Origin of the sequence: Paraburkholderia sp. RL17-347-BIC-D, from assembly GCF_046027915.1 — a bacterium.
Lineage (GTDB): Bacteria > Pseudomonadota > Gammaproteobacteria > Burkholderiales > Burkholderiaceae > Paraburkholderia.
Genome location: NZ_JARESS010000018.1, coordinates 1 through 15,510, shown reverse-complemented (window position 1 = coordinate 15,510; position 15,510 = coordinate 1). Strand labels below are relative to the sequence as shown.

The following is a 15,510-nucleotide window of genomic DNA, read 5'->3' as shown; positions in this document are numbered from 1 at the left end:
GCTTCGTCAGGACGTTGGCCCGTCAGATCAGTACGTTGCTATTGCAATACCGAAGCACAAAGCTTCGCCAGCCGAGCGTCGAGCGAACGGCCTTGAACGTCGATTTGGGCGCTGTGGAACTGGCTGAGTTGGGTCGACGGCTTATCGTACTCGATCGTCGTGCCACCCTGTGCGTTCTCGTAGACCATGATACGCAATGGCGCGTACAGTCCCGCCGCCATATTGACGCTGGTCATTTCAGTCGCGGTGAGAACGTTGCCGGTGAAATACTCAGTACCGTTCCGGCGCTGTCCTTTCAGCACGAGCCAATCTCCATGCAGCCCAATGTAATGAATCACAAGACCATCGTTGCCGGCGGCTTTCTGAAGGGCGACGCGCAATTCGTCGACCTTGTCCTGCTTCAGCAGCGTGCGGATATGATCGTCAAGTCGGCCGAGACGGCTCTCCAGATCCTGTTTGACGGAAGCGTAGGGTTTGCTGGAAGAGACGGTCACGTGATCGATAATCGTCTTTGTTTCCGATACCTCGACGGTCGCCGCCATCGCGGGCGCACAGAACATGTTCATGCTGATTGCAGCAACGGCGGCCGTAGACAATGCAACTCGTGAAGCGGCAGTACGTAAGTTAATCACTGTTGTCTCCTTGTTGGACAGGTCGGTAGAGCGCGCTCTCTCGGGTCAGTGTTCCGACGCGGCTTCCGCTCCAAGGCCGCTTAGCATTCGAAGTTGCTGAGCATCGAAGGAAGCGCCGCCGGCGTTCTGACGTGTCGTGACCGATCCGATCCAGCCCGCGATAAAGCCCACCGGAATGCTGAACAGACCGGGATTCGAGAGCCAGAAAGGCGGGGTGGAATCCTTGAAGATGATGCCTTTTGCTCCGATGACGGCCGGCCCCAGCAGCACGAGACCAATCGAGGAAAGGGTGCCGGCGAGCACTGCGGCCACGGCGCCTCGATCCGTAAAACGCCGCCAGTACATCGAGAAGAGAACCACGGGCAAGTTTGCGCTGGCCGCGATGGCGAACGCGAGCCCTACGAGAAACGCGACATTAAACGTCTTGACGAGCAGCGCGAGTCCCATCGCGGCCATACCGAAGACTATTGTTGCGATCTTTGCGATCACGACCTGCCGACGCTCCTTGTCGCCAGACGCCGAAAAGAGTTGGCCGAAGATGTCGTGAGATATGGTCGAGGCCGAGGAAATCATGATGCCCGAGACGACCGCAAGGATCGTCGCGAAGGCAATTGCCGAAACGCAAGCGAGAAGAAGTTCGCCGCCGGCAGAACCCGCACCGCCGCCGAGTGTCGTGGCGAGCAGGGTGATGGCGCTGTTTCCTGAACTGTGTGTGGCGAGAATCGCCGCCGGTCCCACGATCGCGGTGGCGGAAAATCCGAGCACGATCATCATTACCGCAAAAGACGTCATCACAATCAGACCGATTTTCGCGGACTTTCTCGCCGCGACGGCGGACGGCACCGTGTAAAACCTGGTCATGACGTGCGGCAGGCCTGCTGTGCCCAACGCGAGAGCGAGCGTGAGTGACAGCGTATCCAGCGGATCCTTGAAGTAGCCGCCCGGCACAAAGTACTGCGCCGGACGCAGCGATGAGAGGCGTGCCTTATTGAACAGTGCGCCCACGTCGAAGGAAAAATGCGCGAGAGCAAGCAGCACGAGCACCGCGCCGGCAGTCCAGACGAGGACGGCTTTGACGATCTGCACATAAGTCGCGGCCACCATTCCGCCGAACAGCACATACGCGATCATGAGTACGCCGATCAGCACGATCGCGGCGTTGGTGCCGATCGGCAATAGCAGACTGGCCAGTGCGCCGCCGCCAACGAGTTGCGCGAGTAGATAGGCTAACGAAATGATCAGCGAGGAAACCGATGTGGCCGCTCGAACTCCGCGGCTGCGCAAACGCAGTGCGACCACATCGGAGAGGGTGTATTTGCCGCAGTTTCTGACAGGCTCGGCGACGATCAGCATGATCATGATCCATCCGGCGATGAAGCCGACCTGATACACGATGCCGTCGAATCCGAACAGGGAAACGAGTCCCGTCACACCAAGAAACGAGCCGGCGGACATAAAGTCTCCCGCCAGCGCGAGGCCGTTCTGAAACGGCGACAGATTGCGTCCGGCCACGAAAAATCCGGAGGTTCCGCGCGACCGGCGAGCGCTCCATCCGGTCAGAATGAGGCTGAGTCCGATAAATCCTACGAAGGCGATGATTCTGAGCCCGCCATGACTGATCAGATTATTCATGTCGATCACCGTTCGATTGTGCAAACGCGCTGTGAAGCAACTCGGCCGCTTTCGGGTCGTAGACTCGCTCGGCCCACGCGCAGTAGCCCCAGAAGGTAGCGATCGTGAGCGCGAACTGAACGACTACCGCGAGCAGTCCAAGGTTGAGCTCGCCGTAGACGGATAGGGACATCGCGCCAGGAAACTCCAGCACTGCGATCAACAGGCCGAAATAGATTCCCAGTGAGGTGTAAAGCAATGACCATACGAAGCGGTTCCGGAAGTTTGCGAGCGCTCGCGTCTTCTCGACGAGGGACAAGCCGGATGATCTGACTTTCGTCGCGTTTTGCCTCTCGAACTCCGCGTTGATTGATTCCATGGATTGCATGTCGGGTCTCCTCGGTTATGGTGTTCATGACAGACATCTGAAGAGGCTTAATCACTAGAGTTTTGCTGGCAGGACTTCGCCGCGACTCTCTCCAAATCCGATTCGTGCAAAGCCTGCTTTCTCACAGTAGCCGCGCAGGATAATGGCGTCGCCATCCTCCACGTAGCTGCGCTTTTCACCCGTACCCAGCGTGACCGGCTCGCTTGCGTTGCGTGCTAGTTCCATCAGCGCGCCCGCTTCCGATTTCTCCGGGCCTGAGATGGTGCCGCTGCCAAGCAGGTCTCCAGCGCGCAGATTGCAGCCGCCCACGGCGTGATGCGTGACCATCTGTGCGATGCTCCAGTACTGATGCTTGAAACTCGTCAGTGAGAGTCGCGTCGCCGGGAGATTCCCGGCTCTATGGCGAGAAGTCTCCATCCAGACTTCCAGTTGGATATCGACGGCGCCCGTCGTGCTATTCCGGCCGGAGTCCAGATAAGGCAGCGGCTTCCCATCTGTGTCCGGGCGCGGCAGGGGAAGCCTGAACGGCGCCAGTGCCTCCATGGTCACGATCCACGGCGAGATCGTGGTGGCAAAATTCTTTGCCAGAAACGGCCCTAGTGGCTGCATCTCCCATGCCTGAATGTCGCGAGCGGACCAGTCGTTGAGCAGACATAGCCCGAAAACATGGCTGTCGGCCTGATCCAGATCGGTAGGCTCGCCGGCCGCATTGCCTTGTCCAATGTAGATGCCGAGTTCGAGCTCGTAGTCCAGCTTGCGCGACGGCGAGAAGATCGGTGCATCTTCGCCCGGAAGTATGATTTGACCCGCCGGGCGTCGGAACCGCTGACCGCTTAGCCCGATGCTCGAAACCCGGCCGTGGTAAGCAATGGGTATCGATTTGAAGTTGGCGCCCACGGCGCTCAGGCCGAGTAGCTTGCTGATGTTGGTCGCGTGATGAATCGAGGTGTAGAAATCCGTGTAATCGCCGATCTGCGCTGGCAGGTTGTATTCCACTTCCGCTAGCGGGACCAGACATGCCTCGATCGCCGCGCGATCGTCCGAAGGGGCGCGCTCATGAAGCGCCGCGAATAGCGCGTGTCGCAATTCGCGCCATGCGGACGGACCCATTGAGAAGAACCCGTTGAGCACGGGCTGCGCGCATGCCCGCGCGGCCTCGCCCGCGATTCCATTCAGACCGGCACGAGACGCCCAGGCGGCGATGTCGATGACCTGATCGCCGATTGCGACCGCGCCCCGAAACGCCTCATCGGAATTCCTTCTGCGGATAACCGAGAATGGCAGGTTCTGGATGGGGAAGTCGCCCGCCGGTGCATTGGCGGACTCGACCCAACTGCGCGCAGCGGGATCATGCGTCTGATTCAGAGTGTGTTGCATGTTCGTCTCGATTCATTCGGGGTAAGGCGCGAGCCGCTCGCGTAATGGCACCTACGTTCAGTCGAACGGGCGCGTGGGGCTGTGCCTGCTGAGAAGGATTCCGCGCTCCTGCAAATCCCGAATGAACGCCGCGCTGAGCTTGCGTTCGGAGAGCACCTCGGCGTTATGCTCGCCCTGGAATGCAGGGCTGCCCGGCTGCGGTAACTCAGACTGGCTGAAATGCCACGGCGCGCCGGGCATGCGTGTCGTGCCGCCTGATCTGTCGTCGACATCGACTAGCGCACCCCATTCCTGCACCCACTCGGAATCGGCGAACTCGTTGACGCTCCGGACCACGCCAATGGCCAATCCCGCTTCGCTGACCTGGGTCTGAAGCTGATCCAGGTCGTTGAAGGTGAGAAGCCACGCGCGCACTTCGGCCAGCAAATCAGCAATGTTTTGCCGCCGCAAAAGCGCCGTGCCGAAGCGGGAGTCGCTCAGCAAATCGTTGCGGCGCATCATCGCGCAGTAACGCGAAAACATTGGCGTGTAGATCGGGCTGCCAGCGATGGTGAGTTGGCGTCCATCGGGCAAATCGAAGATGTGCGAATCTGGCGCCGAGAGAATGATCGGTTCGCCATCCGTATCGATTTCCGACAGTTGTGCGCCCACGCGTTCGTTCACCGATAGCATGGTGGCGGCCATCGAGATGTCGACGTGCTGCCCCTCGCCGGTTCGCGCGCGATGCTGAAGCGCGGCCAGAATGCCGATGACGCCGTGAAGTCCGGTGTACATGTCGGCGTGGCTGCATGCGTCGTTACGGACTTCGGTGAGCGCATCGCCGAAATGGTGCTGGACGATGTCGGTCAGTCCCGACTCGGCTTGCACGGTCGGCGCGAACGCCGGACGGTTGCGCCAGGACGTCGATTGTCCATAGCCACTCAAAGAGGCATAAATCACGGACGGGTTGAAAGCGCGCACCTGCTCATAGCCGAGTCCAAACCGGTTCAGCGTCCCGGGGCGAAAATTCTCGACGATGATGTCCGCGTCCCGGCACATGTCGACCATGATCGAGCGTGCCTCCGGGAAGTTGAGATCGAGGCTCACGTTGCGCTTGCCGGCGTTCTGCTGCACGTAATACAGCGACATGTCGCCGATATGCGGCATGCTCACGCGGCCGATATCGCCGGAAGGCGGCTCGATCTTGGTCACGGTAGCGCCGAGGTCGAGGAGCGTTTTGGTGCAATGCGGTCCGGCCAGCACTCGCGTGAAATCGATCACGCGAATGCCCTGCAGCGGTGCTGACATGATCAATCTCCCTTGAATTCGGCGGTGGCGGGTCCGGTCGAAAAGAACGAAGCGAAACCTCGCTCGCGATCGCCCGTCTTCCAGATCATGTTGTTGAGGTTGATCTGTTCGAGGTCTGCGCTGCGCACGCCGCCGTTGGCAGCGAGATTGGCCTGCTGCTTGATGCCGTGGAGGACTTGGGTCGGGCCTGCCGCCAGTTGCCGGGCGAACGACATGGCGGCGCTCTGGAGTTCGGCTTCGGGCACGACGTGATTGATGATGCCCCAGCGTTCGAATGCTTCCGCCGGGTGCCTCCGTCCGATCAACGCGATTTCCTTGGCCCGCACGACGCCCGCTCGCTGAACGAGTCGTTGCGTGCCGCCAAGCAGCGGAATCAGGCCCACGATGTTCTCGACCTGGCCGAAGTAGGCCGTGTCCGCGGCGACGATCATGTCGCAGGTGAGCGCCAGTTCGAGGCCGCCGCCGAGCGCGGCGCCGTGAACGGCCGCGACTGTCGGAACCGGTGCGTTTTCCAGCACGTCGAGAAACTCGAGGAATTGATCGGCGTTGTGCTGGATCACCGTCTTGCCATCGGTAAATGAGCTCATTTCCGCACCGGCGGAAAAGTGCCGCATGTCGCTTTTGAGCACGATCGCGCGGGCACCTTCGGCGACTATGCTGCGATACGCGGCGAGCAGATCCGCGATCATCGCGTCGTCGATCAGGTTGTGGGGTGGCTTGGCTAGTGAAACGATTCCGACGGCGCCATCCATTTCAATCTTTACTGTGGTCATGGTTCTCTCTGCAAGGTGCGATAGGCGAGGCAAAGGCCACTGGCTTCAAAGCAGCATTTGAGGCGCGGCCTGCGTGTGGGAGGGTCGACGGACGAGTCCGTGACCGGTGCGTCAAACCGATGCCGCGATAGCTCGCATCGACGGAGCGTGTTGCGTCGCCGCATGGACGGGACCGATTGCGCCATCCACGGTTTCAGGATGAGCGCCGATCAGGGTTGTCACTAGTGCCGGAGCAGGGTGGGCTGAGGGCTTCATGGCTTGTCTCCATCTGTTTTTCGGCGTGCGCCGTTGATGGTTACTATCTCAGCGAGCTCATTGAGCGGCAATGTCCAACGCTGCCAATTGCCGTGTCAAACTGTGCCAAACGTGCTCGACGAAGATCGGAAAAATGTGCGAGTATGTCCGCAACTGGAGTGAGACAAATCGTGCGACCACCGAAAATCGTCACGCCATTGCATCCGGACCTCGATGCGCCGACGCAGAGTCTTCTGGGCTTGGCCGCGCTCGCCGCCGAACTGGCCGCGGAGGGCGTTTCCGTCAACAAACTGTTCGCGAATACGGGCGTCCATGCGAACCAGTTGGAGGATTCGCAGGCGAGAATTTCGCATCGTCAACGCCTCGCCATTTATCGAAACGCCCAACGGCTTGCAACAAGAGCCGATGTTGGATTGCTCGCGGGTGCGCGTCAGAGGATCAGTGACTTCGGCATATATGGCTATGCCATGGTCAGCAGTACGACCTTTGGAGACGCCCTGAAATTCAGCGTCGAAAATGTCAGGATGGCCGGCGCGGTTTTGCAGATCCGCTATTCCACCGAGGGCAATACCGGTATTCTGAGCAGTCACGGGCTCGCATCGCTCGGCGACATGTTGCCGTTTGTCGCCGAATTCTGGCGAAGCTCAATGACGGTGTTATTCAGCCGGGTGCTGGAAGCGCCTTTTCCGTCGAAGCGCATGGTCATGGCGTATCCGGCGCCGCCACATTGGCGGAATTACGAGAGGATGTTCGACTGTCCCGTGGAATTCGGCGCCGATACGATGGAGTGGCATTTCGACGTGCATGTACTGGACCGTCCGTGTCCGAATGCGAATCCGATTACCGCGCAAATCTGCCAGCAACTGTGTGATCGTATTCTCGAAGAACGCGATGGCATTCCCGAACTGGCGAGGCAGATCCGCATGGCTTGCCTGAACGCACCGGGCGTGTTCCCATCCGCCGAGAAGATGGCCGCCCAACTCGGCATGTCACTGCGAACCTTGCATCGACGGCTGGCCGACGATAACTACTCGTATCAAACCTTGTTGAACGATGTGCGCCGGTCGCTCGCCATCGAATTTCTCGAGAACACGCGGCTTCCTATCGATCAGGTCGCCGAGCGCATTGGATTCTCGGATGCGGCGAGCTTTCGCCGGTCTTTCAGGAAGTGGACCGGAAATTCACCCAGTCTGTATCGGAAGGGAATGGGCCAGGATGGGTGAGGGGAGCGTTGTCACTTGATGCCGTACGGATTTACCCGAATGCAATAAAGTATTAGTTCGCGGTCTTATTTTCAGTGGCGAGATGTCCGCGGCGGGGCTAACTTTCTGTTATAGCGGACGCAATGCGACATATGCGACTGTCAAAAGCAGAATGGGCTCAGGAGGAAGACAGATGCAGACGACGCTGGGTGTCACGGCGCGTACCGATGCCCGCCACGCCGAAATCGCTCAGCCGGATCTGGAACTGGTCGCCGTGCCGCGCGACGAGTCGTTCAAGATCTGGTCCCACGGGTATCCCTATCGCACGGTGCGCTGGCATTTCCATCCTGAATACGAAATTCAGCTGGTTACGTCGACGACGGGCAAATACTTCGTAGGCGATTACATCGGCAATTTCGCGCCTGGCAATCTCGTGATGGTGGGATCGAATCTGCCGCACAACTGGGTCAGCAATGTGCCGCAGGGCGACCGTGTGGATGAACGCTGTCTTATTCTGCAATTCGATGCAGAGTTCGTTACGCGCGCAATCAAGCTTTTCCCGGAGTTTAAACGCGTCGAGTTGTTACTCGATGCATCGCGTTGGGGTGTACTGTTCACACCGGAAACGGGCGCGGCAGCTGAACCGATCATGCGCGAGATGCTGGGCGCGAAAGGCATGCGGCGCATCACGTTGTTTCTTGCTTTGCTTGACTTGCTCGTGCAAAGCGTCGCGCCGGTGAAACTGGCGAGTGCTGCTTATTGTGCGGACCCGGCGCGCTATGCGCAGGCGCGCATCAATCACGTGCTTTCCTACATTGGCAAGAACCTGTCGCAAGAGTTGCGCGAAACGGAGTTGGCCGAACTTGTGGGACAGAGCGTCAGTGCCTTCTCGCGATACTTCCGTCGGCACACCGGCGTGCCTTTCGTGCATTATGTGAACCGGCTGCGCATTAATCTCGCGTGTCAATTATTGATGTCGGGTGAACTGAACATCACCGATATCTGCTATCAGGTCGGCTTTAATAACCTCTCGAATTTTAACCGCCAGTTCCTTTCCCTTAAGGACATGTCGCCTTCGCGATGGCGCGCCTACCAACAACTTAACGCTGCCAGTGGTGCTGAATCGCCTGATGCCGCAGTTGTGCAAGACCGGCGATGACTACACGATAAATAAAGGCGCAACACTTTCAGCCCGTGGAACGGAGACATCGCGCAGTACATGGGATATGAAACACGACGCGGCAACTTTCCCATAATCGGGCCAACGCAAGTGAGGCAGGTAATGGGCATTGGTCTGGAAGCCGCTAGCAACGACGAAAAACTACAACAAGGAGTTCACTCGCGACGCAGACACGGCAGCAGCTACGCCGGAATTTTTCTAATAATGGAGACATTCGATGACCCGACTTTCGAACCAACTAATCGGCGCTAGCGCCCTGAGCCTGAGCTTGTTGAGCAACACGGCGGCGCTGGCCGCCCCCAGTGGCACGGTCGCCTTTCTGATGCCCGACCAGGCGTCGACCCGCTACGAACAGCATGACTTCCCCGGCTTCAAAGCCGAAATGAGCAAGCTCTGCCCCGACTGCAAGGTCCTCTACCAGAATGCCAATGCCGATGTCTCGACGCAGCAGCAGCAGTTCAACTCGGTGATCGCGCAAGGCGCCAAGGTGATCGTCCTCGACCCGGTCGACTCGACGGCCGCCGCGTCGTTGGTCCACATGGCGCAGGGCCAGGGTATCAAGGTTATCGCTTATGACCGGCCCGTGCCCTCGACGCCGGCCAACTACTACGTTTCGTTCGACAACGAAGGCATCGGCAAGGCCATCGCGCAGTCACTCGTCCAGCACCTGAAGGAAACCGGCGTGCCGACCACCAAGGGCGGCGTGCTCGAAGTCAACGGTTCGCCGACCGACGCGGCCGCCGGACTGATCAAGAAGGGTATCCACGCCGGACTGCAGGGGAGCGGCTACAAGACGCTGGCCGAGTACGACACACCGGACTGGGCGCCCCCGAAGGCCCAGCAGTGGGTCAGCGGGCAGATCACGCGCTTCGGCTCGCAGATTGTCGGTGTCGTGGCCGCTAACGATGGCACGGGCGGCGGGGCTGTCGCGGCCTTCAAGGCAGCCGGCGTCAACCCGGTGCCCCCCGTGACCGGCAACGACGCGACGCTCGCGGGATTGCAGTTGATCATCGCGGGCGACGAGTACAACACAATCCTGAAGCCGAGCGAGATCGTCGCCGCCGCAGCGGCGAAGGTGGCCGTCGGCTTCCTTTCCGGGCAGACGCCGAAGGCTGAAACGACGCTCTTCAATACGCCGTCCCAGCTCTTCAAGCCGGCGGTCATCACGGCGAAGAACCTCAAGGCGGAAGTTGTCGACAAGGGGTTCGCGAGCGGCAAGGACCTGTGTACTGATCGGTATGCCGAAGGATGCAAGAAGCTGGGAATCACTTACTGATCTGGCGCATAGCTGACGCAAATGCGGCACAAACGCCCGACGGACCCGGCTCGTGCCGGGTCCGTCTACTCTCAATGAGGTATCCGTCCCATGACTGACAACTCCACGACACGATCCAGGCGCGGCGAACTGGTGCTGAGCCTGCGCGGCGTCTCGAAGCACTTCGGAGCGGTCTCGGCTTTGACGGACATCGAGCTCGACGTGCATGCCGGCGAAGTGGTCGCCCTGGTGGGCGACAACGGGGCCGGCAAATCGACGCTGGTGAAAGTTCTAGCCGGGGTCCATCAACCCAGCACCGGCACCATTACCTTCGGCGGCAAGGAGGTCACGCTGTCCAATCCGGGCGCGGCGCTCGATCTCGGCATCGCCACAGTGTTCCAGGACCTGGCGTTGTGCGAAAACCTCGACGTCGTCGCGAACATCTACCTCGGGCGCGAGCTGAATCCGCTGCGCCTCGACGAGGTCGCGATGGAGGTGAAGGCCTGGACGCTGCTGAACGAGTTGTCGGCGCGTATTCCGAGCGTGCGCGATGTGGTCGCGTCGCTCTCGGGCGGCCAGCGCCAGACCGTCGCAATTGCGCGCTCGCTGCTGCTGGACCCGAAGCTGATCATGCTCGACGAGCCGACGGCAGCGCTGGGCGTGGCCCAGACCGCCGAGGTGCTGAATCTGATCGAGCGGGTGCGCGACCGCGGTCACGCGGTGATCATGATCAGCCACAACATGGAGGACGTTCGCGCCGTGGCGGACCGGATCGTGGTGCTGCGACTGGGCCGCAACAATGGCGTCTTCTATCCCGACTCCTCGAATCAGGAACTGGTGGCCGCGATCACCGGCGCCACGGAGAACGCCGTGTCGCGTCGCGCCGGCCGACGCCAGGCCGAACAGGGCACCCAGACTAAGGAGCCGTCATGAGCAACGATATTCAAGGCGGCTCGCAGCCTGAACCGCAAGGCGCGCCACAGCCGTCCACGCTGCTCGACCGCAGCGATGTCCGCGTCAAGCACGCCACCGGAGTCGGCGGTACCGTGGCCGCCTTCGTCGAGCGGGTGCGCTCGGGCGATCTGGGATCGCTGCCGGTCGTCGCGGGCCTGATCATCATCTGGACCGTGTTCACCAGCCTGAACCCGGTGTTCCTCTCGGCCGACAACCTGGTCAACCTGCTGTTCGACTGCTCGACGGTCGGCGTGATCTCGCTGGGGATCGTCTGCGTGCTGATGGTGGGGCAGATCGACCTGTCGGTGGGTTCGATGAGCGGCTTTGCCTCGGCCCTCGTCGGAATGCTCTGGGTCAACCACGGCTGGCCGGTGCTGCTGGCCATCGTCGCCGCGGTCGTCGTCGGTGCGGTGGTCGGCGCACTGTACGCGTTTCTGCTCAACCGGCTCGGCATGCCGAGCTTCGTCGCGACGCTGGCCGGGTTGCTCGCGATCCTCGGGATGCAGCTGTATGTGCTAGGTGCTACCGGGTCGATCAACCTCCCCTATGGTTCGACGATGGTGAACCTCGGGCAACTCATCATCATCCCGGCTGTCGTTTCGTACCTCTTTGCGCTGGTGCCCGGTGTCGTGATGCTGGTGATCGGGCTGCGCACGCGTGAGCGCCGCCGTGCATCCAATCTCTCGGCGCCCTCCGTGGGCAGTCTTTGTGTGCGCGCCCTGGCCATCACCGTACTTTTGGAGGCTGTGGTTGCCTACCTCAACCAGGGACGTGGCGTTCCACTGATGTTCGGCATCTTCCTCGGCCTCTCGGTCGCGATGGACTATGCGCTAACAAGGACGCGCTGGGGCCGGTCGATGAACGCGGTCGGCGGTAATCACGAGGCTGCGAGACGGGCAGGCATCAATGTCGGCGCCATCTACACCAGCGCCTTCGTACTGTGCGCCAGTCTCGCCGCACTCGGCGGCGTGCTGACCGCGGCACGGCTCGCCTCGGCCAGTCAGCAGGCCGGCACCGGCGACGTGAACCTGAACGCCATTGCAGCGGCCGTGATCGGCGGCACCAGCCTGTTCGGCGGCCGAGGCAGCGCGTATTCCGCAGTACTGGGCATTATCGTGATCCAGTCTATCGCCAGCGGCCTGACGCTGCTGAACCTGTCGTCCTCGCTGCGCTTCATGATCACCGGCGCGGTGCTGGCGATCGCGGTGATCGTCGACTCGCTTGCCCGGCAGTCCCGCGTCTCGCATGGTCGCGCGTAATTCGAGCAATCAGCAATCATCTTGCACGGGACCGCGGTTGCATGGGACCGGAATAGGCGCTAAAGCGCTAACTCCGGTCGACCGCGATCAATCTGCATGGGACCGGAGTAAGCGCTAAAGCGCTAACTCCGGTCGACCGCCATCAAACCGCATGGGACCGGAATAAGCGCTAAAGCGCTAACTCCGGTCGACACAGGAGAGCAGTCAATGAGTGAATCCATGAAAGGAAAAGTTGCCGCCATCACGGGCGCGGCATCGGGCATCGGCTTGGAGTGCGCGCGCACCCTGCTCGCGGAAGGCGCAAAGGTCGTTCTGATCGACCGTGCGAAAGACAGGCTCGTGCAACTGTGCGCAGAACTGGGGCCGAACGCACTGCCGCTGGCCGTGGATCTGTTGCAGCCGTCGGAGGTGTCCGCGATGCTGCCGAGAATCCTCGAGCTGGCCGGTGGCCTCGATATCTTCCATGCCAACGCCGGCGCCTACGTCGGCGGCGATGTCGTGGATGGAAATCCGGACGAGTGGGATCGCGTATTGAACCTGAATGTCAATGCCGCGTTCCGATCGGTCCACGCCGTGCTGCCGCACATGGTCGCGCAGAAATCGGGTGACATTATCTTTACCAGTTCCATCGCGGGCATCGTCCCGGTCGTGTGGGAGCCGATCTACACCGCGTCCAAATTTGCGGTGCAGGCCTTTGTCCACACGACCCGGCGCCAGCTCGCCAAGCATGGTGTGCGGGTCGGCGCGGTGGCCCCGGGCCCGGTCGTCACCGCACTGCTCGACGACTGGCCGAAGGCGAAGATGGACGAAGCGCTCGCTTCGGGCAGCCTGATGCAGGCCAGGGAGGTCGCCGATGCGGTGCTCTTCATGCTGACGCGGCCGCGCAACGTGACCATCCGCGATCTCGTGATTCTTCCAAACAACGTCGATCTCTGAAATGCGTGCCAGACGCGGGCGCGGTTGTGTGGCTCGCCGTCAACATGGAACGCCTCCCCCAAAAAGGCAATGAGCAGACAGTGACCAGGCAGCGAGCTATGACCTCAGAAAACTCGACCTCCGGCGCGACAGACAGCACGCGCGATGCGCTCCATGTCATCGGGGTGGATGTGGGCACGGGCAGCGCCCGGGCTGGAATCTTCGACCTTGCCGGTCGCATGGTGGCCTCGGCCAGGCGTGACATCACGCTGTTCCATGCAAGCGGCTCCATCGTCGAACAATCGAGCGGCGAAATCTGGACCGCCGTCTGCGCTTCCGTGAAGGATGCGCTGTCGCAGGCCGCCGTCTCGCCCGATCAGGTCGCCGGCATCGGCTTCGACGCCACCTGCTCGCTCGTCGTGCTGGGCGAGGGCGGCCAGCCCCTGCCCGTGGGCCCTTCCGAGCAAGCCGAGCGCGACATCATCGTCTGGATGGATCACCGCGCCGTGGCACAGGCGGAGCGCATCAATACGACGGGCCACGAGGTGCTGAAGTTTGTCGGCGGCAAGATCTCGCCGGAAATGGAAACACCGAAGCTGCTGTGGCTCCTCGAGAACAGGCCGGGCGTGTTCGAGGCGGCGTGGCAGTTTTTCGACCTGACCGACTTCCTGACCTGGCGCGCGACCGGGGATCTGTCGAGATCCACCTGCACGGTCACCTGCAAATGGACTTATCTGGCGCACGAGCGGCGCTGGGACGAGAGTTACTTTCGGAGCATCGGCCTCGGCGTGCTGGCGGACGAGGCTTTTGCGCGCATCGGCCAGACCGTCGTCGACCCGGGTACGCCGTTGGGCAGCGGACTGACCGAAGACGCCGCCGCGCAGCTCGGCCTGCGAACCGGAACGCCGGTCGCCACGGGCGTGATCGATGCCCATGCCGGGGGGATCGGCACGGTCGGCGCCGACGGCGAGCCCGAGTCCTGCCTCGCCTACGTCTTCGGCACCTCATCGTGCACGATGACCACGACCCGCAGTCCGGTCTTCGTGCCCGGCGTGTGGGGGCCTTATTTTTCGGCGATGGTGCCGGATGCATGGCTCAACGAGGGCGGCCAATCGGTAGCGGGCGCGGCGATCGAACGACTGCTTTCGATGCACCCCGCAGCCCCAGACGTCCGACGTCGCGCAGAGCACGAGGGCCACCCGCTGCCGGTGATGCTTGCCGGTCTCGCGGCGCAGGCGGCGGACAGCCTGTCGGGCGCGGCGTTGCTGGCCAACGGCCTGCATGTCGTCCCGGAGTTCCTGGGAAACCGTGCCCCGCTGGCCGACCCACACGCAAGAGCCGTGATTGCGGGCCTTGGAATGGAGGACGACCTGAACAGTCTGGTCGCCCTCTACATTGCCGGCATTTGCAGTATCGGTTACGGCCTTCGCCAGATCATCGAAGCACAGGCGATGGCCGGCGCACCGATCGAGCGGGTGGTCATCAGCGGTGGCGCGGGGCGACTCGATCTCGTTCGGCAACTGCTCGCCGATGCGACGGGAAAGCCCGTGCTTGCGACGCGGGCGGAAGAACCCGTGCTGCTGGGCGCGGCGATCCTGGGCGGCGTGGCTGGCGGCCTGTTCGACGACGTGCGCTCGGCGATGGCCAGAATGTCGCAGATCGGTAGGATCTACGAGTCGGACACGGGTGACATTGCGGCATTGCACGAGGCGCGGTATCGCGCCTTCAGGCAGTTGCAGACCGTGGCCAGGGAAATTCGCTAGGTCCGACGATCAGCCCGCGTTTGCCAGAGAGATCAATGATTGAATTCATGTCGCCGCTTCCTGATTGATCGTGAGGGTGGCTGTGGATGTCGGCGGACTAAACAGCGAAGATGTCGAAGGGCATCCAGTGTCTGTGTCAGGCGATCCGTCGAGCGGGAAGTTTTCGCTCCATCGCAATCGGCTGTTCTTCGAGAACCGAATGCACAATCGGGAAAAGATCGAGGTCGTGCCGCTGGCAGATCTCGAAAGTATCAACCTGCGCGGAACGTTCGATTTCCCGATCGGACGCATTAGGCATTATTTGCTGCCGGGCGTCGCTGACCTGGATGCGAAGCAACGGCGGTTAGCTTGAACGGCAATAATCTCCATCGGCTCGACACGACTAGAGTTCCGCCCGTCGAGCGCAGGGCAGGCGTCACTCCGGCATGCGAAAACTTCGGCGGAGTGAGCAAAACGGGAAGGGGGCAAAACGGAAAGGGGGCAAACGGCAGACAGGAAGCGCCTGATTTGGTGAGGTATTTTAGCGGGACCGTCTCGCAATCCCGCATCAAGCCAAGATCAACCTGCCGTCGCAAAATGCATTGAAATGAAGGGTGGGCCTGGCAGCGCGCCCGCCGCAAAATTCCGGTCAACTCCCGTTCAGGTCAAAGCGACACGAT

The 15,510-nt window shown here is 61.3% G+C and carries 14 protein-coding genes; 8 read left to right on the top strand and 6 right to left on the bottom strand.

Annotated features, from left to right (window positions below; translation table 11 throughout):
* Positions 1 to 38: 38 nt before the first annotated feature.
* The 6 genes from P0D96_RS23520 to P0D96_RS23495 are packed head-to-tail and all read right to left on the bottom strand — an operon-like array spanning position 39 to position 6,068.
* Positions 39 to 632 carry a DUF302 domain-containing protein gene (locus tag P0D96_RS23520; protein WP_408315526.1) on the bottom strand — a complete coding sequence of 198 codons (594 nt, stop codon included), beginning with the start codon at positions 630 to 632 and terminating at the stop codon, positions 39 to 41.
* Between the two features lie 45 nt (positions 633 to 677).
* Entirely contained in the window at positions 678 to 2,264 is a 1,587-nt protein-coding gene (locus P0D96_RS23515) for a solute symporter family protein (RefSeq protein WP_408315524.1), read from the bottom strand.
* Complete coding sequence (locus P0D96_RS23510; protein ID WP_408315523.1) at positions 2,257 to 2,631, bottom strand: DUF485 domain-containing protein; 375 nt, start codon at positions 2,629 to 2,631, stop codon at positions 2,257 to 2,259. Before P0D96_RS23510 ends, P0D96_RS23515 begins: the two co-directional genes overlap by 8 nt.
* A 54-nt stretch (positions 2,632 to 2,685) precedes the next feature.
* On the bottom strand, positions 2,686 to 4,008 hold the full coding sequence (gene fahA / locus P0D96_RS23505) for a fumarylacetoacetase (protein ID WP_408315521.1): 1,323 nt from the start codon (positions 4,006 to 4,008) through the stop codon (positions 2,686 to 2,688).
* A gap of 57 nt (positions 4,009 to 4,065) precedes the next feature.
* Positions 4,066 to 5,295, bottom strand: coding sequence for a CaiB/BaiF CoA transferase family protein (locus tag P0D96_RS23500; RefSeq protein WP_408315519.1), 1,230 nt, complete (start codon positions 5,293 to 5,295; stop codon positions 4,066 to 4,068).
* A gap of 2 nt (positions 5,296 to 5,297) precedes the next feature.
* A complete protein-coding gene (locus P0D96_RS23495) occupies positions 5,298 to 6,068 on the bottom strand; it encodes an enoyl-CoA hydratase/isomerase family protein (RefSeq protein WP_408290595.1) in 771 nt (256 codons plus the stop codon).
* Between the two features lie 176 nt (positions 6,069 to 6,244).
* On the opposite strand from P0D96_RS23495, the gene P0D96_RS23490 reads away from it, so the two are divergent.
* The 8 genes from P0D96_RS23490 (at position 6,245) to P0D96_RS23455 (ending at position 15,203) form a co-directional block, all read left to right on the top strand.
* Positions 6,245 to 7,546: an AraC family transcriptional regulator gene (locus tag P0D96_RS23490; protein ID WP_408315517.1), complete on the top strand. Its 1,302-nt coding sequence runs from the start codon at positions 6,245 to 6,247 to the stop codon at positions 7,544 to 7,546.
* A 172-nt stretch (positions 7,547 to 7,718) separates the two neighbouring features.
* Positions 7,719 to 8,684 (top strand): helix-turn-helix domain-containing protein, encoded by a 966-nt coding sequence (locus P0D96_RS23485; protein WP_408315515.1) that lies wholly within the window; start codon positions 7,719 to 7,721, stop codon positions 8,682 to 8,684.
* A gap of 292 nt (positions 8,685 to 8,976) precedes the next feature.
* Positions 8,977 to 9,981, top strand: coding sequence for an ABC transporter substrate-binding protein (locus P0D96_RS23480; protein ID WP_408315513.1), 1,005 nt, complete (start codon positions 8,977 to 8,979; stop codon positions 9,979 to 9,981).
* A gap of 90 nt (positions 9,982 to 10,071) precedes the next feature.
* The gene (locus P0D96_RS23475; RefSeq protein WP_408180917.1) at positions 10,072 to 10,893 is read left to right on the top strand and encodes an ATP-binding cassette domain-containing protein; all 822 of its coding nucleotides are present in this window, start codon (positions 10,072 to 10,074) and stop codon (positions 10,891 to 10,893) included.
* A complete protein-coding gene (locus P0D96_RS23470; RefSeq protein WP_165923991.1) occupies positions 10,890 to 12,173 on the top strand; it encodes a sugar ABC transporter permease in 1,284 nt (427 codons plus the stop codon). The genes P0D96_RS23475 and P0D96_RS23470 overlap by 4 nt, the downstream gene beginning before the upstream one ends.
* Before the next feature lie 207 nt (positions 12,174 to 12,380).
* Entirely contained in the window at positions 12,381 to 13,109 is a 729-nt protein-coding gene (locus P0D96_RS23465; RefSeq protein WP_132380975.1) for an SDR family oxidoreductase, read from the top strand.
* 98 nt (positions 13,110 to 13,207) lie between these two features.
* Complete coding sequence (locus P0D96_RS23460) at positions 13,208 to 14,851, top strand: FGGY-family carbohydrate kinase (RefSeq protein ID WP_408315510.1); 1,644 nt, start codon at positions 13,208 to 13,210, stop codon at positions 14,849 to 14,851.
* 76 nt (positions 14,852 to 14,927) lie between these two features.
* Positions 14,928 to 15,203, top strand: coding sequence for a hypothetical protein (locus tag P0D96_RS23455; protein ID WP_408315508.1), 276 nt, complete (start codon positions 14,928 to 14,930; stop codon positions 15,201 to 15,203).
* The last annotated feature ends 307 nt before the right edge of the window (positions 15,204 to 15,510 follow it).